The organism is Alicyclobacillus herbarius DSM 13609 (assembly GCF_000430585.1).
Taxonomy (GTDB): Bacteria; Bacillota; Bacilli; order Alicyclobacillales; family Alicyclobacillaceae; genus Alicyclobacillus_G; species Alicyclobacillus_G herbarius.
Map to the genome: position 1 here is coordinate 55,582 of NZ_AUMH01000007.1, position 21,715 is coordinate 77,296.

At 57.3% G+C, this 21,715-nt stretch carries 24 protein-coding genes; 23 read left to right on the forward strand and 1 reads right to left on the reverse strand.

The genetic code is table 11. The features are described from left to right. The first annotated feature begins 46 nt into the window (after positions 1–46). The 22 genes from H522_RS0106240 (at position 47) to H522_RS0106345 (ending at position 20,612) form a co-directional block, all read left to right on the forward strand. On the forward strand, positions 47–1,528 hold the full coding sequence (locus H522_RS0106240; protein ID WP_026961661.1) for a UDP-N-acetylmuramoyl-L-alanyl-D-glutamate--2,6-diaminopimelate ligase: 1,482 nt from the start codon (positions 47–49) through the stop codon (positions 1,526–1,528). A gap of 18 nt (positions 1,529–1,546) precedes the next feature. After that, positions 1,547–2,518: a phospho-N-acetylmuramoyl-pentapeptide-transferase gene (gene mraY / locus H522_RS0106245; protein WP_026961662.1), complete on the forward strand. Its 972-nt coding sequence runs from the start codon at positions 1,547–1,549 to the stop codon at positions 2,516–2,518. 33 nt (positions 2,519–2,551) lie between these two features. After that, the gene (gene murD / locus H522_RS0106250) at positions 2,552–3,907 is read left to right on the forward strand and encodes a UDP-N-acetylmuramoyl-L-alanine--D-glutamate ligase (protein ID WP_026961663.1); all 1,356 of its coding nucleotides are present in this window, start codon (positions 2,552–2,554) and stop codon (positions 3,905–3,907) included. 87 nt (positions 3,908–3,994) lie between these two features. Beyond that, complete coding sequence (gene spoVE / locus H522_RS0106255; RefSeq protein WP_051343981.1) at positions 3,995–5,077, forward strand: stage V sporulation protein E; 1,083 nt, start codon at positions 3,995–3,997, stop codon at positions 5,075–5,077. A gap of 33 nt (positions 5,078–5,110) precedes the next feature. After that, positions 5,111–6,238 (forward strand): undecaprenyldiphospho-muramoylpentapeptide beta-N-acetylglucosaminyltransferase, encoded by a 1,128-nt coding sequence (gene murG / locus H522_RS0106260; RefSeq protein WP_026961665.1) that lies wholly within the window; start codon positions 5,111–5,113, stop codon positions 6,236–6,238. A gap of 76 nt (positions 6,239–6,314) precedes the next feature. Beyond that, on the forward strand, positions 6,315–7,238 hold the full coding sequence (gene murB, locus H522_RS0106265; RefSeq protein WP_026961666.1) for a UDP-N-acetylmuramate dehydrogenase: 924 nt from the start codon (positions 6,315–6,317) through the stop codon (positions 7,236–7,238). After that, positions 7,238–8,500 (forward strand): UDP-N-acetylglucosamine 1-carboxyvinyltransferase, encoded by a 1,263-nt coding sequence (murA, locus tag H522_RS0106270; protein WP_342664386.1) that lies wholly within the window; start codon positions 7,238–7,240, stop codon positions 8,498–8,500. The genes murB and murA overlap by 1 nt, the downstream gene beginning before the upstream one ends. A 114-nt stretch (positions 8,501–8,614) precedes the next feature. After that, on the forward strand, positions 8,615–9,400 hold the full coding sequence (locus H522_RS0106275) for a cell division protein FtsQ/DivIB (RefSeq protein ID WP_026961668.1): 786 nt from the start codon (positions 8,615–8,617) through the stop codon (positions 9,398–9,400). Next, positions 9,397–10,158 (forward strand): DUF881 domain-containing protein, encoded by a 762-nt coding sequence (locus tag H522_RS17935; protein WP_051343965.1) that lies wholly within the window; start codon positions 9,397–9,399, stop codon positions 10,156–10,158. The genes H522_RS0106275 and H522_RS17935 overlap by 4 nt, the downstream gene beginning before the upstream one ends. A gap of 16 nt (positions 10,159–10,174) precedes the next feature. Beyond that, positions 10,175–10,900 (forward strand): DUF881 domain-containing protein, encoded by a 726-nt coding sequence (locus H522_RS0106285; RefSeq protein ID WP_026961669.1) that lies wholly within the window; start codon positions 10,175–10,177, stop codon positions 10,898–10,900. Continuing rightward, complete coding sequence (locus tag H522_RS0106290) at positions 10,900–11,277, forward strand: small basic family protein (RefSeq protein ID WP_026961670.1); 378 nt, start codon at positions 10,900–10,902, stop codon at positions 11,275–11,277. Before H522_RS0106285 ends, H522_RS0106290 begins: the two co-directional genes overlap by 1 nt. A 164-nt stretch (positions 11,278–11,441) precedes the next feature. Beyond that, a complete protein-coding gene (gene ftsA / locus H522_RS0106295) occupies positions 11,442–12,674 on the forward strand; it encodes a cell division protein FtsA (RefSeq protein ID WP_026961671.1) in 1,233 nt (410 codons plus the stop codon). A 164-nt stretch (positions 12,675–12,838) separates the two neighbouring features. Beyond that, positions 12,839–13,984: a cell division protein FtsZ gene (gene ftsZ / locus H522_RS0106300; RefSeq protein WP_026961672.1), complete on the forward strand. Its 1,146-nt coding sequence runs from the start codon at positions 12,839–12,841 to the stop codon at positions 13,982–13,984. Positions 13,985–14,204: 220 nt separating this feature from the next. After that, on the forward strand, positions 14,205–15,221 hold the full coding sequence (gene spoIIGA / locus H522_RS0106305; RefSeq protein ID WP_035452880.1) for a sigma-E processing peptidase SpoIIGA: 1,017 nt from the start codon (positions 14,205–14,207) through the stop codon (positions 15,219–15,221). After that, positions 15,166–15,870, forward strand: coding sequence for an RNA polymerase sporulation sigma factor SigE (gene sigE / locus H522_RS0106310; RefSeq protein ID WP_425387004.1), 705 nt, complete (start codon positions 15,166–15,168; stop codon positions 15,868–15,870). The genes spoIIGA and sigE overlap by 56 nt, the downstream gene beginning before the upstream one ends. 180 nt (positions 15,871–16,050) lie before the next feature. After that, positions 16,051–16,830 (forward strand): RNA polymerase sporulation sigma factor SigG, encoded by a 780-nt coding sequence (sigG, locus tag H522_RS0106315; protein WP_026961675.1) that lies wholly within the window; start codon positions 16,051–16,053, stop codon positions 16,828–16,830. A gap of 214 nt (positions 16,831–17,044) precedes the next feature. After that, positions 17,045–17,338, forward strand: coding sequence for a YlmC/YmxH family sporulation protein (locus H522_RS0106320; RefSeq protein WP_026961676.1), 294 nt, complete (start codon positions 17,045–17,047; stop codon positions 17,336–17,338). 58 nt (positions 17,339–17,396) lie between these two features. Next, the gene (pgeF, locus tag H522_RS17940) at positions 17,397–18,245 is read left to right on the forward strand and encodes a peptidoglycan editing factor PgeF (protein ID WP_051343966.1); all 849 of its coding nucleotides are present in this window, start codon (positions 17,397–17,399) and stop codon (positions 18,243–18,245) included. A gap of 1 nt (position 18,246) precedes the next feature. Then, positions 18,247–18,945: a YggS family pyridoxal phosphate-dependent enzyme gene (locus H522_RS0106330; RefSeq protein ID WP_051343967.1), complete on the forward strand. Its 699-nt coding sequence runs from the start codon at positions 18,247–18,249 to the stop codon at positions 18,943–18,945. Positions 18,946–18,955: 10 nt separating this feature from the next. Then, positions 18,956–19,240: a YggT family protein gene (locus H522_RS0106335; protein ID WP_026961678.1), complete on the forward strand. Its 285-nt coding sequence runs from the start codon at positions 18,956–18,958 to the stop codon at positions 19,238–19,240. Beyond that, positions 19,237–20,010 carry a YlmH family RNA-binding protein gene (locus tag H522_RS0106340; protein ID WP_026961679.1) on the forward strand — a complete coding sequence of 258 codons (774 nt, stop codon included), beginning with the start codon at positions 19,237–19,239 and terminating at the stop codon, positions 20,008–20,010. The genes H522_RS0106335 and H522_RS0106340 overlap by 4 nt, the downstream gene beginning before the upstream one ends. 95 nt (positions 20,011–20,105) lie before the next feature. After that, a complete protein-coding gene (locus H522_RS0106345; RefSeq protein ID WP_026961680.1) occupies positions 20,106–20,612 on the forward strand; it encodes a DivIVA domain-containing protein in 507 nt (168 codons plus the stop codon). An 81-nt stretch (positions 20,613–20,693) separates the two neighbouring features. Here the strand turns inward: H522_RS0106345 and H522_RS21440 are convergent, their stop codons facing one another. Next, on the reverse strand, positions 20,694–20,870 hold the full coding sequence (locus H522_RS21440; protein ID WP_155836229.1) for a hypothetical protein: 177 nt from the start codon (positions 20,868–20,870) through the stop codon (positions 20,694–20,696). A gap of 235 nt (positions 20,871–21,105) precedes the next feature. On the opposite strand from H522_RS21440, the gene H522_RS17945 reads away from it, so the two are divergent. Continuing rightward, positions 21,106–21,708 (forward strand): TraR/DksA C4-type zinc finger protein, encoded by a 603-nt coding sequence (locus H522_RS17945; RefSeq protein ID WP_035452918.1) that lies wholly within the window; start codon positions 21,106–21,108, stop codon positions 21,706–21,708. Positions 21,709–21,715 lie beyond the last annotated feature (7 nt).

The following is a 21,715-nucleotide window of genomic DNA, read 5'->3' on the forward strand; positions in this document are numbered from 1 at the left end:
CCACTAGATTGGGCATGGTAGTTCGGGCAGGTAAGGAGGGTATCGGGTGCAGCTCTCACAACTTTTGCACGTCCTGGTAAAGAAACGGTTGGTGGGCAGCGGAGAGGTGGAGATTCACGGGGTCTCGTCCGATTCGCGGACGGTGGTCCCAGGAGACCTGTTCGTCGCCCAACGGGGATATACCGTGGATGGCCATCAGTTCGCGGCCGATGCGGTGTTGCGTGGGGCCGTGGCGGTCGTCTGCGAGCGGGTTATCGAAGGGCTTGGCGTGCCACAGTTGGTGGTTCCCGATTCGAGACTGGCTGGGGCGATTCTGGCGGATCTCGTCTACGGCCACCCATCCCATCAACTCCAGGTTATCGGTGTAACGGGAACGAACGGAAAAACTACGGTGACGCACTTGATTGAACGGGTGCTACAGGCAGCCGGACATAAAACCGGACTGATCGGCACACTGGGGTCACGGATTGACGGGCGTTTGAAGGCGGGGGTCAACACCACGCCGGAAGCGGTCGAGCTGCAATCCCTGTTCTCGGAGATGGTTCAATCGGGCTGTCGCTATGGGATTATGGAGGTCTCATCCCATGCCCTCGAGGAGCGCCGGGTGGCCGGGACCCGCTTTCACATCGGCGTGTTTACCAATCTGACGCAAGACCACCTGGATTATCACGGGACCATGGAAAACTACCGGGCGGCGAAAGGGAAACTGTTTTCGCGTCTGGGCAACACATACGGCAATCGGTCGGAAGACTGTGCCTATGCGGTTCTGAACGCGGACGATCCCGCCAGTGACTACATGCGCGCGCAGACGGTGGCCGAGGTGGTCACGTTTGGGATTGAGCAGGCGGCGGATGTAAAAGCGAGAGACATTCAACTCGCAGCTGACGGGGCCCGGTTTTGGGTCGACAGTTTTCGTGGCAGCGTTTTGGTTGGGCTCCATTTGATGGGGCGGTTTAACGTCTATAACGCCCTGGCCGCGTTTGCCGTTGGGTTGATTGAAGGCTTGGCACCCGAACAGATTGCTGCGGCCTTAGGGGCGGTGGAAGGGATCCCTGGGCGTCTGGAGGCGGTCGACGTGGGTCAGCCTTTTACGGTTCTGGTCGATTATGCGCATACGCCCGACAGCGTTCAAAACGCCCTTGAAACGATTCAAGAGTTTGCCCGGCGTAGGATCATCTGCGTCGTCGGGTGCGGCGGGGACAGGGACAAGGGCAAACGGCCCATCATGGCGGAGACCGCCTGTAAATACGCGGATTGGACGATTTTGACGAGCGATAACCCGCGTACCGAAGACCCGGAGGCGATTTTGGACGACATGGAGGCAGGTGTACGCGTGGCTTATTCAGGCCGGTATGAGCGGATTGTCGATCGGCGCGAGGCGATTACACGGGCGATTCGCTTGGCTGAACCAGAGGATGTTGTCTTAATTGCCGGGAAAGGGCATGAAACCTATCAAATCATTGGACACACGAAGCACCCGTTTGACGACCGGGCTGTGGCTCGAGCCGCGATTTTAGCGCGGTCGTGATGGGATGGAGGTACATAGATGGACTTGCAGGCGTTATTCCTGACCGCCGGCGTGGCTTGCGCCATCGGCATCCTTTTAGGACCCATATTCATTCCGCTTTTACACCGGCTGAAGTTCGGACAGCGCATCCGTGAAGAAGGTCCTTCCCATCATCAAACCAAATCGGGTACCCCGACGATGGGCGGCATCATGATTCTCTTGGCGCTCGTCGTGACGACGTTGAAATTCGCGGTGAACAGCCCGGAAATGCAGATTCTGTTGGCGGCGACGGTGGCCTTTGGCCTTATCGGGTTTGCGGATGATTTCATTAAGGTCGTCAAAAAGCGTAATCTAGGATTGACCGCGAGGCAAAAAGTGGTCTTGCAGATCCTCGCCACGTTGCTCTTGTTTGCGATGTTGTGGTGGCACTGGCGGGGGATGTTGGGAGCCTTCCAAGTCGCGGTACCGTTCACAGACTTGGTGGTGCCCCTCGGCGGCTTTTACATCCTGTTTTTGCTGTTGATCTTAGTGGGGACGACGAACGCAGTGAACCTGACGGACGGCTTGGATGGACTGCTGTCCGGCTGTGCAGCGGTGGTCTTTGCCGCGTACGCGTGCTATGCGTTCTGGCACACCGAATATGATGTGGCGCTGTTTTCCGCAGCCATGGTCGGATCGCTCGTAGGGTTTCTGGTCCATAACCGGCATCCGGCGAAGGTGTTCATGGGGGATACGGGGTCGTTGGCGATTGGCGGCGGACTGGCCCTGGTGGCGGTCCTGACGCACAGCGAACTGACGCTGATTTTATTTGGCCTGGTATTTGTGATTGAGGCCTTGTCAGTGATGATTCAGGTCTTTTCTTTTCAAGTGTTTGGCCGCCGTGTGTTTCGGATGAGTCCTTTACACCACCACTTTGAGTTGTCGGGCTGGTCGGAATGGGATGTGGTGTTGGCCTTTTGGTTGTTTTCCTTCCTGACTGCCTTTGGCACACTGGCGTTGGTTGGTCATTGACGGAACGGGCAGCTGGATTGGAGGAGTTGTGGCATGGTATCGTTTGTGAACCGTCGTGTTTTGGTCATGGGGTTAGCCAAGAGTGGGGCAGCTGTGGCTCGCCTCTTGCTGGGGCACGGGGCAGCCGTTGTCATCAACGAACAGAAGCCGCGTGAGCAGGTGGAGGAAGCCCTGCTCCCGCTGGAGGCCCTCGGGGCCAAAGTGGTGTGCGGCGGGCATCCCCTCAGCTTGTTGGACGAACACGTAGATTTTATTGTCAAAAATCCGGGCATTCCGTACCATGTCCCGCTACTCGTGGCCGCACGGGAGCGGGGCATTCCGATTTATACGGAAATTGAAGTGGCATCGTGGTTTACCACCAGTCCCATTTATGCCATCACGGGTTCAAACGGGAAGACGACAACCACCACTCTAATCGGGGAAATCTTGCGTGCTGACGGACAAAATCCCGTGGTTGCCGGCAATATTGGGATTGTCCTGTCGGGGGTCGTAGAACAGGTTGCACCGGATCAACCGATTGTCCTTGAAGTATCCAGTTTTCAGCTGATGGGGACGGAAACGTTTCATCCCCGGATTGCGCTCTTGGTCAACTTGTATCCTTCGCACCTGGATTACCACGGAACGTTCGAGGCGTATCTGGAAGCAAAATGGCGGATCTTCCGCAATATGACCGAGACGGATGTGGCCGTGTTGGGCGCCGACCAAGACGTGGTACGTCAACACCTTCCTCGCGGCCCGCGTATTGTCTGGTTTGGTCGCAAGGCAAGGGATGAGGATGGAGTGTGGCTCAAAGACGGCCGAATTGTCGTACGCCGACAGGGTACCGAGGAAGTGGTGCTGGCGACGGCCGATTTGAGGCTGCGCGGGGAGCACAATGTGGAAAACGCGCTCGCCGCGACCGCAGTCAGCCTCATGGCCGGGGCGCGTTTGTCGGCAATCCGCGAGGTTCTCCAGACGTTTCGCGGGGTCGAGCACCGGCTTGAGTTTGTCATGGAGCGGGATGGAGTAGAATACTTCAACGATTCGAAGTCGACCAACCCGCGCGCGGCCCTGGGGGCGCTGCGCGCCTTTGACAAGCCGATTGTTTGGATTGCTGGGGGATTGGACCGAGGCGACGATTTCAGCGGCTTAATCGACGACATTCAGAGGCGTGTAAAAAGCGTGGTCCTGCTCGGTCAGGCGGCCGACCGATTGGGAGAAGTTTGCCGCCAGGCAGGGGTTTCGGACATTGAAAAGGTAGGCAACCTCCCGGAGGCGGTCGAGCGGGCACGCCAAGCGGCTGCACCGGGCGACGTGGTGCTCTTGTCTCCCGCGTGTGCCAGTTGGGACATGTTCAACTCGTTTGAGGAGCGAGGACGAATGTTCAAGGAGGCACTGCATACACTATAGCGTCTGACAGGTTGTCCAAAACGGGTCGGTCGGGCCCGTGATGTGCAAACAAAGGGGGATACGCCCTTGCTGCAGGCGCGAAGCAAAATGGACGTGGTCATTGTCGCAGTCACCCTCTGTCTGCTCCTGCTCGGCGTGACCATGGTTCATAGTGCCAGTTCCGTGGTGTCGGTGGAGCGGTTTGGCGACCCATTCTACTTTACCAAGCGGCAAATGTTATGGGCTGCAGTGGGGGTCGCGCTGATGCTGTTTTTGTCCGGATACGATTATCACAACTGGCGCCGCTTGTCTCCGGCCATCGCCGTCGTCAGTTTCGTTCTCCTGGTGGTTGTCCTGCCGTTTGGGCAAAGCCGCAACGGGTCCCAAGCCTGGCTGGGAATTGGGTCTTTCGGCATTCAGCCGTCCGAGTTTGCCAAATTGGCTTTAATCTTGTTTCTCGCTCACGGTCTCACGGACGCAGAAGAACGCATGCATTCCTTTTGGCGCGGGTTTGTTCCGCCTCTCGCCATGGCCATGCTTGCCGTGGGTCTCATCATGCTCGAGCCGGATCTGGGACAGAGCGTGGTCATCATCGGAACCACCGTGATTCTACTCTTTGCCGCCGGGGCCCGCGTGAGCCACCTCGGGGTCTTGTTCGGGCTCGGTTTGGCCGGATTCGCCGGCTTGGTCGCCATGGCCCCGTACCGAATCAACCGGATCATCGCGTTTTTGGACCCTTGGCAGGATCCGCAAGGGAAAGGCTATCAAATCATCCAGTCCTTATACGCCCTTGGTTCTGGAGGCATGTTGGGACTGGGACTTGGTAACAGCCGACAAAAGTTTTTGTATCTCCCAGAACCACAGACGGACTTTATCTTCTCCATCATCGGGGAAGAATTGGGGTTTCTCGGGGCAACTTGTGTGCTACTGCTGTTTGCGGTCCTGATTTGGCGCGGTTTTCGCGTCGCCTTTTACGCCCCGGATAGGTTCGGGGCGTTGCTTGCCACGGGCATCACCGGTATGATTGCGGTGCAAGTGTTGATTAACATTGGGGTGGTCACCGGTTCCATTCCAGCGACAGGAATTACACTGCCCCTCATCAGTTACGGGGGGTCCTCCCTGACGTTGATGCTTGCCGGGATTGGCATCTTACTCAACATTTCCAGCCAGTCTTCGGCAGCACCTGGGTGACCCATGGCAGGCAGCTAAGGAGTGAAGACGGGCATGCGGATTGTCATTACAGGGGGAGGCACCGGTGGGCATATCCTACCGGGTCTCGCCCTTTGGCGTTATATCGAAAAAAGACATCCTGGTGCCAAACTTCTGTATCTAGGCAGCGAGCGGGGCCTGGAAAAAGGGATTGTGACACGGGCTGGGCTGCCTTTCGCGACCGTCGAGGCGGCCGGTTTAAAACGACAGCTCAACCCGAAAGCTTTGCCCGAAACCCTGCGCACATTTTTCATCACGTATCGCGGGTATCGGCAGGCCTTGCGGAGGCTGCGCACGTTTGATCCGGACGTGGTGGTCGGCACCGGCGGCTATGTGACGCTGCCCGTGGTATTTGCGGCCCATCGGCTCGGCATCCCAAGCGTGATTTGGGAGGCCAACGCCCGCCCGGGATTGACGAATTTGTTGTGCGCGCGCAAGGCGGACGCGGTCGCCATCTCGTTTGCCGACAGCCGCAAATGGTTTACGAAGGCTCGCAAGGTGGTTTTCACGGGCAACCCGCGCGCGAGTGAAGTGGTGAAGGTTTCGTCGGACGACCTGCGTCATGCCCGAGACAAATACGGTGTGGATGCGAAGCGCAAATTGATTGTGGTCTACGCCGGCAGTCGGGGGGCGGAGACGGTCAATCGGGTGATGGTGGATTGGATTCCCAGCTTTCATGCCCGGCCCGATTGGCAGTTGTTTTATGTAACGGGGGAGGCCCATTATGACTCGGTCATGGCAAGTATCCCGAATTTGCCCTCGAATGTCCGTTTGTTTCCCTTCATCGACGATATGCCTTCTTTGCTCCCGCAGGCGGATGTCGTGGTGACGCGCGCGGGCGGCGCTACGTTGGCGGAAATTTGCGCTTTAGGGTTGGCCTCTATCCTTATCCCGTCCCCTTACGTGACCGCCAATCACCAAGAGGAAAACGCCATGCGCTTAGTCGAGCGGGGAGCAGCGGTCATGGTGCGCGAGTCGGAACTGAGTGCGGGAAGGCTGGGGGAGGAAGTGGCCAAGATCCTGGAACAGGGAGCCGGATTGACCTTGCGCGAGAACGCCAGACGCTTGGCCACACCCCGCGCCGTCGAAGACCTGTATGGCTTGGTTATGGACGTACAGGGACGGGGGCGTTTGCACCAATGACTCAGCGGCGCCATAAGATGCGGTACGGACCTGGGCACAGGCAAGAGCCTGGCGCGAAACTTGTTGGGGGGACGATATGAAACGCACCGAACTGGAATCCTGGTTTGAACGCTATCACGTAAGAAATGTAGAATACAACGCGCCACTCTCCGTACACACAACCTGGCGAATCGGTGGCCCTGCGGATGTTTTGGTCGTCCCCGACAGCGTGGAGGAAGTCCGCGGTGCGCTCTTGGTGGCCGAACGGCTGGGCATGCCGTGGACGGTCATCGGCCGCGGTTCAAACCTGTTGGTTTTAGACGGCGGCGTGCGTGGGCTGGTGTTGAAAATGGGGGGGCGGATGTCAGATCTTTGCGTCCTGGGTACGCGCGTAGTGGCTCAGGCGGGCCGTTCCTTTGTCTCGCTGGCCAATGTCGCCATTCGCAACAATCTACGTGGGCTCGAATTTGCAACGGGTATTCCTGGAACGGTCGGTGGAGCGGTCATGATGGATGCAGGGGCGCATGGCGGCGAGGTCCGGGATGTCTTGGAATGGGCCGATGTAATAACCCCCGACGGGACCCTGCACCGGTTATCCAACGCCGATCTGCGCTTTGATTACCGCTACAGTATCCTGAAGGATTGGCCAGCGGTCGTGATCAGCGCTTGTTTTCGACTGGAGCCGGGAAACGGGGACGAGCTGAAGGCGAAGGTGCGGGAGTGGTCGAAGCGCCGCGCGAGCACCCAGCCTTTGTCGATGCCCAACTGCGGCTCGGTCTTTCGCAATCCGCCTGGTACGTTTGCGGCGCGGTTGATTGAAGCCGCAGGTCTGAAAGGTCTACGCCGCGGCGATGCACAAATCAGCGAAAAACACGCGAATTTCATCGTGAATCTCGGCCACGCCAACGCAGAGGATGTGCTTTGGCTCATGCGCCACGCCCAGGAAACCGTACGAGCCAAATACGGAATCACGCTCGAGACTGAGGTGAGAGTCATCGGAGATCCCGCCTCAGGGAGGTGATGGGTGTGGAAGCTCTGGAGATCCACGGCGGCCGCCCCCTCTCTGGACAGACGCGAATCTATGGAGCAAAGAACGCAGCCTTGCCGATTTTGGCAGCTACGGTGATGGTAGAGGGCACGTGTGAAATTCAAGGTGTACCCGACCTACAGGATGTACGGGTGATGTGTGAAATCCTCGGCCATCTCGGGGCGCACGTGGAGAGACGGGGGGATACGCTGATTGTGGACTCCCGCGGTATTCGGTCAACAGAGGTGCCGCTTCATCTGATGCGGCAGATGCGCAGCTCGATTTTCCTTATGGGGCCGCTGTTGGCCCGCTTTGGTGAAGTGACCATCTCAAAGCCGGGCGGCTGCGTCATTGGACAGCGTCCGATTGATTACCATTTGCGGGGCATCCGGATGCTGGGGGTGACGATTGAGGAACAACACGGATTTATCCGCTGCACCTGCAATCGCCTCATGGGAACCACCATCACGCTCGATTTTCCTAGTGTGGGTGCGACGGAAAACCTCATCATGGCCGCGGTTCTCAGCGACGGGCAAACCGTGTTGGAAAATGTCGCGCGGGAACCCGAAGTGGTGGACCTGGCGCGTTTCCTCAACCGCTCTGGGGCCCGCATTGAGGGGGCGGGTGGAGGCACCATCCTCGTGGAGGGAGTTCACCACCTGCAGGGATGCGGGTATCGGGTGATTCCGGATCGCATCGTGGCCGGGACGATGTTGATTGCGGCGGCAGCCACCGGCGGAGAAGTGGAACTACTGGACGTGGAGTCGCGCCACCTGGGAGCGGTCATCAGTAAATTGCGCGAGGCCGGAGTTGAGATGCGGGTGGAACCGGATCGGATTGTGGTGTTGCCCGGACGGGATTATCGAGGTGTGAACGTACGGACCGCTCCGTATCCCGGATTCCCGACCGACCTGCAGGCTCCGCTCACCGCTTTTTTGACCACCGCACAAGGTATCAGCGTAGTCAAGGAGGACATTTTTGAGGCTCGTTTTAAACACGCCGATGAATTGGCGCGTATGGGTGCCGATATCACGGTCGATTTGCGTGCGGCAGTAGTGCGCGGGGTCCCCCGCTTATCGGGAGCCGTAGTTGAGGCCAGTGATTTGCGGGGCGGCGCTGCCCTGGTGATAGCCGGGTTGATGGCGGACGGTGAAACTCGGGTGGAAGGGTGCCAACATATTGATCGCGGGTACCAGCAGCTTGAGGTGTATCTGCGCGACCTGGGCGCGGCTGTGGAGCGTGTCGTCCTGCCGTAATGATCTGCGCATCGGGTGGATAATAATGGAGAGCGCCCGATGCGTTTTTTTCATCCGGAAGTGATTCACAAGATGGTATAATGTCAAGAGAATCCAACGTGCGGAGGGACAAGCTTGAACTCGCGACTTTCGGAACGGCCGCAGGCGGACTTACGACAGCGGCGCCGCGTGCGCAACCGGATCCTAATCGCTTGTTTCTTCGCGTTCGTGGGTGTCGTTGTCTTTCTGGAATCGCCACTGACCCGCGTTCGGTACGTGGAAATTGAAGGAAACACCGATGTTCCGGCGAATCGAGTCAAGTCCGAAGCGTCGGTACAGCCCGGCATGAGTTTATGGCAGGTCAATCCGTCGGCTGTGGCGGAATCCTTGAAGCGGCAGGAGCCGACGATTGAATCGGTTCAGGTCAAGACGGACTACACGCACGGCACGGTGACTTTGACCCTGCGACAGAAACATATCGTCGCCATTTTTCAATCGGCTCACCAGTTTTATACCCTACTGGCAGATGGCACGGTGTTCAAGCGCGTCTCCGCCAGCGATGGTTTTCCTCATCCTATTCTCTCTACCACGAAACACACCCAGGTCAATCTGGGGCAGCGGATTGGGAACTCCTTCGTCGTTCAAGCCTGTCAGCAAATCGCCAAGCTGTCCGATCGCCAGGTGGCTTCCGTGTCACAAATCCAGATTGACGCGTATGGCACCGCATCGGTTTTCCTTAACGACGGTTTTGAAGCCGATGTGCCGACGAGCGAACTGGCTCAGCGCATGCCGGACGTAGTGACGGCAGCCGCTTATTTTCGTAAACGCGGGTACCCGCCAGGGGTCATTGACATGGCCGGTCCACCGCCGTATCGGTACATTCCATTTGCAAATTCTGCACAAAAGGGGAATCACCGATGATCCATACGCGGGCTAGGCTCTCGCTGTCCCTGACCGTGGTTGCGGTTGTGCTCGGCTTTATGGTCACCGTGCAGTACAAGCAGATGATGATGGCGCGCGTGAGCGATGTGACGGCCAGTTACACAGATGAGCGGCAAAAGGATCTGGCCAACAAGGTCGCCAATATGGAACGGGTCAATAAGGACGCCTTGAAGCGCCTGCAGAACCTCAATGGCGAAATTGCTAACTATGAAAAAGAGTCGGCCGGGGCGGACGCCGAGTTGACCGACATCCAGCAGAACCTGGCCCGCTATCGCATTCTGGCTGGAACCACCCCCGTGGAGGGCCCCGGCGTCAGCGTAACCTTGATGGACGGGCAGTACAACGGCGTTGGCAGTGTGACCGACTATACAACCCACGATTGGGAAGTCAATTATGTCATCAACGAATTGTTTACCGCCGGCACCGAGGCCGTCTCCATCAACAATTACCGCGTGGTTGCCACGTCCGGCATCTTCTGCATCGGGCCGGTCATCATGGTGAATAACCACCGCTTGGTGGCTCCCTTTCAAATTCAGGCCATTGGCGATCCGTCCGTTCTCAAAGGGGCTTTGGAAATGCAAGGCGGGGTGTTGGACTTATTGCGGAACGTGGAAGACATCAAGGTTTCTCCGGTGAAGGTCGAGCAAAACATCCACATGCCTGCCTTTACTGCGGCGGTGACGGCCCCGCCGTCTGGCCAAGGCGTACAAAACACCGAGAGCGGTCAACAGCATTGAGGGAGGGGAGAGGCCGATGAAACGACCTGGATTCGTTGCATCGTTGACCGTGGTTTCCACGTTGATAGGGTTGATGCTGTCGCTACAAATCACCGCTCGCTCGAACGCGACTTCCGGCACAGCCAACACCTCCAGTTCATCGCTGGATTTACAGGAGGAACTCTTGGAGCAGAACCAAGAGCACAAACTTCTCCTACAGCAGATTGAAAAGGCCGAAAAGCAGCTCTTGACCTTTGAGACCTCCGGATCGAGCTATACGGACCGGAAAAAAGCGCTCGAGAAGGATGCTGCACAGCTCGAGGCGGCTGCGGGCATCACGCCCGTAACGGGTCCCGGGATTATCATCACGGTTCAGGCGGATCCCACGCTGCCAGGCTATGATCCCCATACGGTGTTCGATCCCCAGCTCAACTTGACGCCGGTGATCAACTACCTCTTTGCGCAAGGTGCCACGGCAATCAGCATCAATGGCTATCGATTCGTCGGGACGTCTTCGCTGCGCGATGTGGGGGATGCGCAAAACCCGGTGCTGCAAGTCAATGGTCATTCGGTGGCGCCGCCGTACGTCATCAAGGCGATTGGCGATGTCAGTGCGATGAAAGCCGTGTTGACCGCCAATGGGTTCCAGCAGAATTTTAACGAGATTGGCGAGGATTTCGAAGTGGAGAGCATGTCGGAGTTGACCGTCCCTGGCTACCACGATGTCCTACCTGGACGGTATGCGAAGGAGGCGACGCAATAGTGTTCTGGCTGCCCATCATTGGTTTGATTGTCGGTGTAGCCATCGGGTACGCGATCAACTTCACCATCCCCGTGGCCTTCACCAGTTACCTGTCAATCGCCATTTTGGCCGCGCTGGACACCGTGATGGGCGGCGTTCGCGCTAGTCTTGAGAAGACGTTTGACAGTTTTGTCTTTTTGACCGGGTTTTTCTTTAACACGCTGGTGGCTGTGATCCTTGCTTACATTGGCAACCAATTGGGGGTTGACTTGTACCTCGCGGCGGTCGTGGCGTTCGGCGTGCGACTGTTTCAGAACATCGCCCTCATTCGCCGTTTGGCGTTCAACAAAATGGGTGAGCGCCGGCATAAAGGGTTGGCGGAAAAACCGCGCGCCTAATCTATGCGCCGCAAGGATGGACAGGCCCGTTGCAGCGTGCGAAAAAGTCTTTATCGAGGCAGAAAAACTTTTGTCGAAGAGAGGAATGTTGACGTTCCTGTGGAATTAGACAAAGGATATTTTGTGTAACGCGGCGTAGTTGTCTTCGGGAGGTGCCACGCGCATTGGCAAAAGGGGATTACATCGTCAGTCTCGATATTGGCACTTCGAAGGTCCGTGCCATCATCGGTGAGCAGACGGGAAACACCATCAATGTAATCGGTGTTGGATCCGCGCCTGGCGAAGGGATTCGCCACGGGTCCATTGTGGATATAGATTTGACTGTGGAATCGATTCGTGAGGCGGTCGACCACGCGGAACGGATGGTAGGGGTACATATTACCTCCGCGTATGTGGGCGTCTTCGGGAATCACATTCAACTCCAAACCAGCCACGGCGTGGTCGCCGTCTCTTCACCCGACCGGGAAATCGGGGAAGAGGACATTGAACGGGTTCTGGCCCAGTCTCGAGTCGTGGCATTGCCTCCTGAACGCGAAATCATCGACGTCGTGGCCAAGGAGTTCATCGTGGATGGCCTGGGTGGAATTGCGGACCCACGAGGGATGCTCGGTGTCCGCTTAGAGGCGGAGGCCTACCTGATCACGGGGAGCCGCACGGCCATCCACAATGTGGTTCGCTGCGTGGAAAAGGCGGGTATTGAGGTTGCCAACCTCGTGCTGCTTCCCATGGCCGCTGGGCATGTGGCCCTGTCTGCGGATGAACGGAATCTGGGCGTCGCCTTGGTCGATATGGGGGCCGGGGCGACCTCGGTGTCGATTTTCGACAATGGCGGCCTGGCGGCAACCAGCATCATCCCGATGGGGGGCGACTACGTCACCCATGACATCGCCATCGGTCTGCGCACGCACACGACTGCGGCGGAGCAGGCCAAGATTCAATACGGACGGGCGACCGAATCCGCCATTGGCGGTGGCGATGGCGAGTGGTTCAAGGTGCCTCGGATTGGCAGCAACCAGGAAACCGAGTATAACCAGTATGACTTGATGACCATCATTGAGCCTCGGCTGCAGGAGATTTTCTCGCTGGTTCGAAAAGAAGTAGAGAAAATGGGCTACGGGCGTGATTTAACCAGTGGTTACGTGTTGCATGGGGGGGTCGCCGCTATCCCAGGCATTGCGGAACTGGCGAGCGAGGAACTCGATGCCCCGGTGCGCGTCGCAGTACCCGAGTTCCTCGGCGTTCGTGATCCCTCGTTTATCAACGGTGTGGGCATCATCGCCTACGCACTGCGCACCAGTGCACGCAGCACGGTCGTCGAACCGGCCACCCACGTGCGGACTGCAAGAAGCGGCGGATTGTTTGCCAGGGTTCGTGATTGGTTCCGGGACTTCGTTTGAAGTGCACGTTCGGCAAGGGGGTTAGACGACTGAGAGCCCCAGGGGCCTGATTGGCAGTGGGGCCTGGTCGCCAGTGGCGACCGTATAGGCCGGCGATAGCCCTGGGTGGCCCCTTTCCGGACAACCTCGTAAACCACGGGCATGTGAGGCAAGGAGGAACAACAATGTTAGAATTTGATTTGGAAGTGGATTCTCTCGCGCGGATTAAGGTTGTCGGAGTCGGCGGCGGGGGATGCAACGCGGTCAATCGGATGATTGATTCCGGGATTGCCGGGGTCGAGTTTATTGTCGTAAACACCGACGCGCAAGCGCTACGGTTGTCCAAGGCAGAGACGCGCATCCAAATCGGGGAGAAGGTGACCCGTGGTCTGGGTGCCGGTGCCAATCCGGAAATCGGCAAGAAGGCGGCGGAGGAAAGCCGGGAAGCGCTAGCCAACGTATTGCAGGGTGCGGACATGGTGTTTGTTACGGCAGGTATGGGGGGGGGAACCGGCACTGGGGCGGCTCCTATCATTGCGGAGATCTCGAAGGAGCTTGGGGCGTTGACGGTCGGTGTGGTGACCAAGCCATTCCGGTTTGAACAAAAACGCCGAATGACCCAGGCGGAGATGGGCATCGCCAATCTGAAGGAAAAGGTCGATACCCTCATCGTCATTCCCAATGACCGCCTGTTGGAAATTGTCGATCGGAATACGCCGGTCACCGAGGCGTTTAAAGAGGCGGACAACGTCTTACGCCAGGGTGTCTCGGGAATTTCGGATTTGATTGCCGTGCCCGGTCTCATCAACGTCGACTTCGCAGACGTCAAGGCCATCATGACCGAGCGCGGGTCTGCCTTGATGGGCATCGGCACAGCCTCGGGCGAAAATCGGGCCACGGAGGCCGCGAAGATGGCCATTTCCAGTCCGCTTCTGGAAACCTCGATTGACGGTGCACGCGGGGTTTTGATGCATGTCTCCGGCAGTGAAAACCTGAGCCTGTGGGAAGTCAACGAAGCGGCCGACATCGTATCGGCTGCGGTCGATCCGGAAGTCAACATGATCTTTGGCGCGAACATCAACCCGGACCTGCAAGATAGTATCGTGGTCACCGTGATTGCCACCGGATTTGAAGCGAAGCCGAACACAGCAGAAACAGGCGCGACTGGTTCTGCTGCCGGGGTTGCGGCGACGCGCATCCGGACCTCGGTTGCCGATAACTTCACGCAGGCCAATGTACCGTCCAACGCGTGGGATGTCCCGGCGTTTATCCGGCGTCGCGAAGAGCGTTTTCGGCGCGATCGGGAACGGGAACGGGAACGAGAACGATAAACAGGCAATGAGCCGATTGCGGACCGCCGGGGTTGCCCCGGCGCCGCACCCTTTCTTTCCATCTTTCGACCTAGTGAAACCCCTCTCTCCAAAACCAAGGCCTACTTTGCCTTTGTCATGGCTCATTCTACAAAACTTCTTCGATTTCGCAGTCAAGTTCCGACAGGGTTTGTAATAGATATGTACTATACTGTGGGCAAACTTCGGCTGGGGTGATGCCATGCCCGTCGTATATCTCGATGTGGTTTGGCTAATCAACTTCGTGATGGACGGCGTGCTCCTGGTGGTGACAGCTTGGCTGAGCCGGCGTCCCTTACGGCCGAAGCGGATTGCTGCAGGGGCCTTACTCGGCGCGATGTACTCGGTGCTGTTGTTTTTTCCGCGGCTTGCACTGTTGACATCTTGGCCGGGCAAGGCTGTCGTGTCTCTGCTCATGGTTGTCGCGGCCGTTCCTTGCCGTCGTTGGTTGGAATGTCTGCGGGTAGGGGTCATGTTTTACTTTGTGTCGTTTGTCTTTGCTGGTGCAGCCCTGGCGCTCCACTACGCCATCCCAGGCACGACACTGGCCGGTGCAGAGGTCACAGGCAGCCGCGTGGTGTTTGCCGCCAGTCTGCGCAGTTTGGCTCTGCTGGTGGCCATTCCTTTGGCCGGGTTCGTCGTTCGCTACGGGGTCTATCGAATTCAAATGGCTCGTCATCAGGGACAGTTATTCGTGCCGGTGCGTCTCGGCGTAGGTGGGCGTTCGGTGACCCTGGTTGGGCTTGTCGATACCGGCAATCGCCTCCGCGATCCGGTCTCGCGAAAACCGGTGTGTCTGGTCGAAGGCAAGGCTTGCGTCGATTTGCTGCCGAGCGAGTTGCGGTGTGCGGTTCACGAGGGGCGGGACCTCATCTATGCCCTTGAGGCTGTAACCGACGGCGATTGGCGCGGTCGCTTCACACTGGTCCCGTTTCGCGGCGCCGGCGGCAGCGCTGAGCTCGCCGTGGCCTTTCGTCCCGATGCCATTGAACTGCAAATGCGCGGTGAATGGCATGCGGGCCGCGATTGTTTGGTTGCTTTGCATCCCGGAGAGTTGTCGTCCGACCGCGAATTCCAGGTGATCTTACACACAGCTGTGATAACGGAGGCTGACGGTTTTGATGTATTCCCGACTACCCGCAAAGATTCGAATCGGATGGCGAATGCGGATGCGCCTGTGGTGGATTCGCATCCGGGCTCTGTTGGCCGGCGGTTATGAGGAGATCTACTATGTGGGCGGCAGCGAGGCGTTACCCCCTCCGCTCACGCGCGACGAAGAGGAGTATCTGCTGAATCGGCTGCCGGAGGGGGATCAAGCGGTCCGTTCGATGCTCATCGAGCGCAATTTGCGACTCGTCGTCTATATTGCACGCAAATTTGAGAATACCGGTGTAAACATTGAGGACCTCGTTTCCATCGGCACTATTGGGCTGATTAAAGCGGTCAACACATTTGACCCTGAAAAAAAGATTAAATTGGCCACATATGCGTCCCGCTGCATTGAGAACGAAATCTTGATGTTTCTTCGCCGGAATAACAAGGTCCGCACTGAGGTCTCCTTTGATGAACCGCTGAACGTGGACTGGGACGGGAATGAACTCCTCCTGTCTGATGTTTTGGGAACCGATGCAGACACCATTTATCGGAATCTGGAGGAAGAGGTGGACCGGGAGCTTTTATACGACGCGCTGGCAAAATTGTCGGAACGCGAACGGAAAATCATGGAGCTCCGTTTTGGCCTGCAGGGCGGAAGGGAAATGACACAAAAGGACGTGGCCGATTTACTCGGCATCTCGCAGTCATACATTTCTCGGCTCGAGAAGCGGATCATCAAGCGCCTGCAGCAGGAATTCAACCGCATGATGTAAGTCCGCGCCGATAGGGCCGTCCCCGATTGGCTCGTCATCCGCGCATTTTGGTTCTGCATCCTCGCTCCATGCCGCAACTTCGACCAAACGGTCGGGTTTGGGAAGCGGCTGCATAACTTGGAGACCCCCGGAAATACTGTTGACGCAGTGGTCGTCATGGATGTGGGGGGACAGAACAGCATGAAGCGGACCAAGGTGGAAATCTGCGGAGTAAACACATCGGAGCTTCCTGTTCTGAAGAACACCGAGATGCGGGAGTTATTCGTGCGCTTGCAAAATGGGGAGTGGTCAGCCCGGGAAAAGTTGGTGAACGGAAATCTGCGGCTCGTTCTCTCGGTGATTCAGCGCTTTAACAACCGCGGGGAGTATGTGGATGACCTGTTTCAGGTAGGCTGCATCGGCCTCATGAAAGCCATTGATAACTTTGACTTGTCCCAGAATGTACGTTTTTCTACGTATGCGGTGCCGATGATTATCGGCGAGATTCGCCGTTATCTCCGAGACAACAATCCCATTCGTGTCAGTCGTTCCCTTCGCGATATCGCCTATAAAGCCTTACAAGTACGAGATCAGTTGACGAACCAAAAACTTCGTGAGCCGACGATTATGGAGATTGCGGAGGTCATGAACGTACCCAAGGAAGATGTGGTGTTTGCCCTGGACGCGATTCAGGACCCCGTCTCCATGTTCGAACCCATCTACAATGATGGCGGCGATCCCATCTATGTCATGGACCAGATTCACGACGAAAAAAACCTGGACTCCAACTGGGTCGAAGGGATTGCCATCCGTGAGGCGATGCGGAAGTTAAGTGACCGAGAGAAGAAAATTCTCTCCATGCGCTTCTTTGAAGGGAAGACGCAAATGGAAGTGGCCGAAGAGATTGGCATCTCTCAGGCACAAGTATCACGCCTCGAAAAAGCGGCGATACAGCGCATGCATAAGCACGTTCAGGCTTAGAGCGCTTGTCCAGACAACTGGATATGAACGGGGCCGGCCTCCTTCATGATGACTCTGGAGTCCCTTCCGCCGCCTGCTGTCAGACCGGGCGGCGCACCTCATTTTTGGGGCTTTTCCAACGTATTTCCCAAGCTCTCAAGCATACACATACGAAAGGGACACGATTCGTGTGGTTCTGTGGGTTGGTAGGTGGACGGAAAGGCGGGAGCGTAAAATGCGAATTTCCGACCTGCAGGCGAAGGATGTCGTCAATATTGGGGACGGCAAACGCTTGGGCACCATCGGCGACCTCGATATCGACATTGAAAGCGGGTTGATTCGTGCGGTGATTATTCCTGGGGAGGCCCGCTTTTTTGGTATGGTTGGCAGTGGACAGGATTACGTAGTGGCTTGGAATCAGATTGTGAAAATCGGTTCGGACGTGATTTTGGTCGACCTGCGCCCGCCTAACGAAAACACATACTATCTTCCGCCCCAGTCCGGAAAACGAGGGACCGGGGGATATTGACCTCCGCAAAAGACGCCGCCCCCGTGGTACAATGGCGGTAGTTGGGAGGGTGTACGGATTGTTCACAAACTGGTCGGGAGGTCAAGGGACACCCATTTGGCTGGAACAAGACCGGTGGCATCGGATGGGCGCGCAGGCGGCCTTTTCCTTTCGCCTAGGCGGAGTCAGCAAGCCGCCGTTTGACTCGCTCAACGTCGCCAGTCACGTCGGTGACGATGTCACGGCTGTGGCTCACAATCGGCGGATTGTCGCTCGTAAGTTCGCTGTGCCCGTGGAAGACATCGCCTGGGCGGACCAAGTGCATGGGAATCGGGTGGCCCGGGTAGACGAGTCATGGCGACGGCTTCCGGCGGATAAACGCAGGCCATTCGCCGCGAGTGACGCTTTAGTCACCGACGTGGAAGGGGTTGCCGTAGCGGTGGTCACCGCCGACTGTGTACCCGTGCTTTTTTTCGATCCCGTCCGCCGCGTGGTGGGGGCAGCCCATTCGGGGTGGCGGGGTACCGTCCTCGGCATCGTCCAGAACGTGCTTGAGGTTATGGTGATGGATTACGGGTCTAACATTCGTGACATCCGGGCGGTTTTGGGGCCTTCGATTCGCAGCTGTTGCTATGAAGTCTCGGAAGCCGTGGCGAGTCAACTGGCGGATCGTTTCGGGCCTCGACATGTTTTTCCGCGTCCTTGCCGTCCAGGGAAGTTCCTGGTCAGCTTGGCGTCCTGTATTCGCCAGGATTTCGTGCGGGCAGGGATGTGTCCAGAATACATCGAGGACGTTGGTGTCTGCACTTCATGCCATAACGACGTGCTGTTTTCCCACCGAGCCGACGGTGGGCATACGGGTCGTCTTTTAGGAATTGTGCGCCTGTCTGCTCAGAACGAGGAGGCCTACGCCATTGGGAGGGTCTGATGTGACCGAATTGCCGGAGCGCTTAGCGCAAGTTCGAGCGGAGATTGAAGAGGCCTGTGTAAGGCGGGGACGGACCTCGGCCGATGTCCGGCTCATAGCCGTGACGAAAGCAGTCGATGCGACGGCGGTGCGCCGATTGGTCGAGAGTGGTGTCTATGAATGTGGGGAAAACCGCTGGCAACAAGCAAAGGATAAGGTGACCGTCGATTACGGTCAAGACATCGTCTGGCACTTCATCGGACGCCTGCAGACCAATAAGGTCAAGTACGTTGTCCCCCACTTCGCCTGGGTTCATTCGCTGGACTCGCTTTCGCTAGCGACCGAATTGGACAAGCGGGCCCGTATGCTGAACAAGCGCATCCAGGTTCTCATCCAGGTGAATGTGTCCGGCGAGGCCAGCAAGGCCGGGATTTCCCCGAGTGAACTCTGGTCGTTTTTGGAGCAAGTGCTGCCGTTATCAAACCTTTCTGTTCGGGGGCTGATGACCATCGCCCCGCATTTTGAGAACCCGGAGGATGCGCGTCCTGTCTTCCGTTGCCTACGCGAATTGTTGACGGAGGCCCAAGTGCGATACCCGGAGGCGCAACTGCAGGAGCTCTCCATGGGTATGTCGAATGATTTTGTGATTGCCGTTGAGGAGGGGGCTACCATGGTGCGCATTGGGCGCCGTCTGGTTGGGGTACCCAAGGAGCGGGAGTGAAGGCTAGCGAATGTGGACATACATACTCAACGTGATTTATATCTTGCTTGAGATCTATGGGTATCTACTCATTGCTGCGGCTCTCATGACGTGGATTCCGGATTTATCCGAAACCCCTGTCGGCCGTCTGCTCACTCGATTGACGGAACCGTATCTCAATATCTTTCGACGCATGATTCCCTCGCTGCCGTTTGGGGGGATTCGTCTCGATTTATCGTTCCTCGTCGCGATTATTGTGTATTTCCTGTTGGAAAACTTGGTGATGGGGATTTTGTGGAGGCTGCCGCTGACATGAGGGAGAAAGACTGGTCCAGTTGGGTGCGAGCGGATGAGCGACCGATTGTACGCCGCTGGTTGGACCTTGCCCATCGAGTGGAGCGTACTCAGCAGCCGGTGCTCACTGACTTTCTCTCCCCGCGGGAACAGTACCTGATACAGTCCGTGGCTGCATCGGTTGGGGTAACCGTGCATTGTTCAGGAGGCTATCCGGATGCGGAGCGGCAGCGTGCCTTATTGGCGCCGGAGTGGTGGGTCACGGAGGCGGCCGATTTTCGGCTGGAGGCGGTCGTCGCCAAAGCGGCAGGCAATCTTCGTCATGGACAGGTTTTAGGGGCGCTATTGGGTTTAGGGATTGACCGGCGCAAGGTCGGTGACGTTGGCGTTGCGCACGGTCGGGCTCAGGTAATCGTGGATGCCGACATTTTGGACTACATCCTGTCATACTGGCACACGGCCGGCCGCGAGGCGCTCACTGTCACCGCCCAGTCCCCCACAGATTTGGTGTGGGATGCGCCAAAGTATCAGTGGCAATGGTTCAGCCTGGCCTCGCCGCGAGTCGACGCAGTCGTGGCTGCGGCGTGCCGGTGGCCAAGGGGCAAGGCAAAGGAATGGGTGGAACGCGGATTGGTAAGCCTGAACTTCTCCCAGATGGACAAGCCGGATGAGGAGGTGGCCCAGGGAGATATTCTGTCCGTCCGTAGCTTCGGGCGCATTGCCGTAGGTGAACAGGATGGTTCCACGCAGCGGGGGCGCGAACGTTGGCTCCTCGGGATTCTCAAATCGTAAAGGCAGGAGTTATGGGCTGCGTGTCGAAATAAGTGGACGCGGCTTGGTCGAAATCATGGTGCGATTGCCAAAACGTGTCGAGTGGAGGGATTTTGATGCCCCTTTCCCCGTTGGATATTCATAACAAGGAATTTAGCCGTTCGTTTCGGGGTTATGATGAAGATGAAGTGGATGATTTTCTGGAACGCGTTATGCAGGATTACGAAGCGCTCCTTCGTCAGAACAAGGAACTGGAAGAGCGTATTGCCGAACTGAACGAACGTCTGCAACACTTTACCAACATCGAAGAAAGCCTCAGCAAATCCATTTTGGTCGCTCAAGAGACCGCTGAGGAAGTGAAGGCAAACGCCCGTAAAGAAGCGCAGCTGATTATAAAAGAAGCGGAAAAGAACGCAGACCGCATCGTGAGCGAGGCGTTGAACAAATCGCGTAAGATTGCGTTGGAAGTCGAAGAGGTTCAGAAGTATGCGGCGATTTTTCGAGCCCGTTTCCGGTCTTTGATTCAAGCCCAGCTGGAAATGCTCGAGTCGGGCGACTGGGACCAATTCGACACTGAACTGAACGCGCGCGACTTTGGCGAAACCAAAGCCGAATCGATGTGAGGAAAAGGCCACAGCGCTCTGGCAGCGCTGCGGCCTTTCTCCGCAAGCTTCGTTCAGCCCCTTTTTCATCCCATTCCCAAGTCACAAGACCCTTGAGATCACGTAAAGTACAATCCCAACCAATAAAGCCAGGAAGAAGACAGGGGTCCACTGAACCGTCACTTCAAACCAGACTTTCGCGAGGAAGCCGGCCACGAGTTCAATACCGCCAATCCACATCAGAATGAGTGCAATTGCATGCAATCGATGTCTGCGCAAACAGCCTCTCCCCATTCCTCGCGTCTCTTATCATCATACCTCGGGTTTTCGGTCGATAGATTGACATTCTTTTGAACGAAATTGCCATTCTCGCCACGTATGGCCGTCCTTACCGACTCCCAGACTAAAAGGGCGCAAGGAGGCGCCTGCATGATGGGACAGCAAGGATGAGTGGCACATATTTTCCAGAACCATCTACGCACACCAGCGTACAAAGTATCGAGGTGGTGAACATATGGACTGGTCCGACATCCGAAGACAGCTGGAGGAGGAACGGGCGCGCATCAAGGCGCGTTTCGAGGAGAGCGGCGATTACGGGATGAATGCGCCCATGGGCGACTCGCTCAGCGAACTATCTGTGTACGACAACCACCCGGCAGACATTGGCAGCGAACTGTTTGAACGCGGCAAGGACATCGCCTTACGCGATCGGGATCGCATTCGTCTTCAGGAGATAGACCGCGCCTTGGAGGCGATAGCCACAGGCCGCTACGGGGTCTGTCAGCACTGCGCACAACCCATTCCCCGGGAGCGGCTGCAGGCGTATCCGACCGCGCTGCTCTGTGTTGACTGCAAACACCGTGACGAGCAAGAACACCCCCCGCTGGGGTGGCCCGTCGAAGAAGACTTTTTGAAGCCCGCGTTTAAGCGCTCGAACTTCGACGGGACGGACGTGGTGGAGTTTGACGGGGAGGATTCCTGGCAGGCGGTAGCCCGCTACAATGAACGCCCCGAGTACCAGTACGATTACGAAATGTTTGGTCTGGAGGATAATGAGGGCATTGTGGATCCGGCGGACGCCATCTCCGACAAACAATACCGGGACCAGCTGCCCTAATCATGTA

Coding starts and splice junctions, on each gene's coding strand:
- H522_RS17935 (WP_051343965.1), top strand. CDS start 9,397: ATGATCCATACGCGGGCTAGGCTCTCGCTGTCCCTGACCGTGGTTGCG.
- sigE (WP_425387004.1), top strand. CDS start 15,166: ATGCGGATGCGCCTGTGGTGGATTCGCATCCGGGCTCTGTTGGCCGGC.
- sigG (WP_026961675.1), top strand. CDS start 16,051: ATGAAGCGGACCAAGGTGGAAATCTGCGGAGTAAACACATCGGAGCTT.
- H522_RS0106285 (WP_026961669.1), top strand. CDS start 10,175: ATGAAACGACCTGGATTCGTTGCATCGTTGACCGTGGTTTCCACGTTG.
- murG (WP_026961665.1), top strand. CDS start 5,111: ATGCGGATTGTCATTACAGGGGGAGGCACCGGTGGGCATATCCTACCG.
- H522_RS0106345 (WP_026961680.1), top strand. CDS start 20,106: ATGCCCCTTTCCCCGTTGGATATTCATAACAAGGAATTTAGCCGTTCG.
- spoVE (WP_051343981.1), top strand. CDS start 3,995: ATGGACGTGGTCATTGTCGCAGTCACCCTCTGTCTGCTCCTGCTCGGC.
- ftsZ (WP_026961672.1), top strand. CDS start 12,839: ATGTTAGAATTTGATTTGGAAGTGGATTCTCTCGCGCGGATTAAGGTT.
- H522_RS0106335 (WP_026961678.1), top strand. CDS start 18,956: ATGTGGACATACATACTCAACGTGATTTATATCTTGCTTGAGATCTAT.
- murB (WP_026961666.1), top strand. CDS start 6,315: ATGAAACGCACCGAACTGGAATCCTGGTTTGAACGCTATCACGTAAGA.
- H522_RS17945 (WP_035452918.1), top strand. CDS start 21,106: ATGGACTGGTCCGACATCCGAAGACAGCTGGAGGAGGAACGGGCGCGC.
- murD (WP_026961663.1), top strand. CDS start 2,552: ATGGTATCGTTTGTGAACCGTCGTGTTTTGGTCATGGGGTTAGCCAAG.
- murA (WP_342664386.1), top strand. CDS start 7,238: ATGGGTGTGGAAGCTCTGGAGATCCACGGCGGCCGCCCCCTCTCTGGA.
- H522_RS0106340 (WP_026961679.1), top strand. CDS start 19,237: ATGAGGGAGAAAGACTGGTCCAGTTGGGTGCGAGCGGATGAGCGACCG.
- mraY (WP_026961662.1), top strand. CDS start 1,547: ATGGACTTGCAGGCGTTATTCCTGACCGCCGGCGTGGCTTGCGCCATC.
- spoIIGA (WP_035452880.1), top strand. CDS start 14,205: ATGCCCGTCGTATATCTCGATGTGGTTTGGCTAATCAACTTCGTGATG.
- H522_RS0106320 (WP_026961676.1), top strand. CDS start 17,045: ATGCGAATTTCCGACCTGCAGGCGAAGGATGTCGTCAATATTGGGGAC.